This is a genomic window from Micromonospora sp. DT201, from assembly GCF_049841575.1.
Lineage (GTDB): Bacteria > Actinomycetota > Actinomycetes > Mycobacteriales > Micromonosporaceae > Micromonospora.
This window is the reverse complement of the sequence record NZ_JBNCKP010000068.1, coordinates 1-978: the sequence shown is the minus strand read 5'-3', so window position 1 is coordinate 978 and position 978 is coordinate 1. Positions and strand designations below refer to the sequence as shown.

Here is a 978-nt window from a genome sequence, read left to right as displayed (position 1 = left end):
CCAGAAACGCTGGGTTTGGAAGGGGTAGGTGGGTAGGTCGTCGTGCGCTGGTGGGTTCGGCGGATACCACCGCACGGTCCTGCCGAGCACGTGCAGGCGGGCCAGCGCGGTCGTGAAGGTGTCGGGTTCGGGTTGGTCACGGCGGGACAGCGCGATCGCGGGATGGCCGGTCTGCGCGGCGTGCACGCTCAACGCCGCGTCCGGGCCGATCTCCACGAACGCCGTCACACCCCGCCGCACCACCTCCCGCAACCCCGGATAGAAACCCACCGGCTCACGGACTTGCCGCACCCAGTACTCGGCGGTGTCCACCGGCACGTCCGCCAGCATCCCCACCACCGGAATCCTCGGCGGATGGAACCGGATCCGCTCCACCACCGCCCGCAAATCGTCGAGGACCGAATCCATGTGCGCGCTGTGGAACGCATGACTCGTCGCCAACACCGTCGTCTTCCGACCCCGCCCCGCCAACACCCCCGCGACACGGTGCACCGCCTTCGCGTCGCCGGAGATAACCACACTCGCCGGCCCGTTCACCGCCGCGAGATCCACCCCACCATCGAGCAGCGGCACCACCTCATCCACTGCGGCACCCACCGCGACCATCACCCCACCCGCCGGGGCAGCCTGCATCAACCGGGCCCGCGCCGCCACCAACCCCACCGCATCACCAAGGCCGAACACCCCAGCCACAAACGCAGCGCTCACCTCACCCAACGAATGGCCCAACACCACATCCGGCACCACACCAAACGACTCCACCAACCGAAACAACGCCACCTCAAACGCAAACAACGCCGGCTGCGCCACCCCCGTCTCATCCACACTCTCCGCCGTCACACCCGACAACGCCGAACCAAACAACCCCGCGACCTCGTCAAACGCCGCCGCGAAAACCGGGAACCGCTCATACAACCCCGCACCCATCCCCAACCGCTGACCACCCTGACCCGAAAACAAGAACGCCGTCTTACCCCC

General features: G+C 67.7%; 1 protein-coding gene. It reads right to left on the bottom strand.

Translation table 11 applies throughout. The features are described from left to right. The coding region (locus tag ACLQ28_RS34430; protein ID WP_425690435.1) for an acyltransferase domain-containing protein at window positions 1–960 on the bottom strand (960 nt) is incomplete at its 3' end. Window positions 961–978 lie beyond the last annotated feature (18 nt).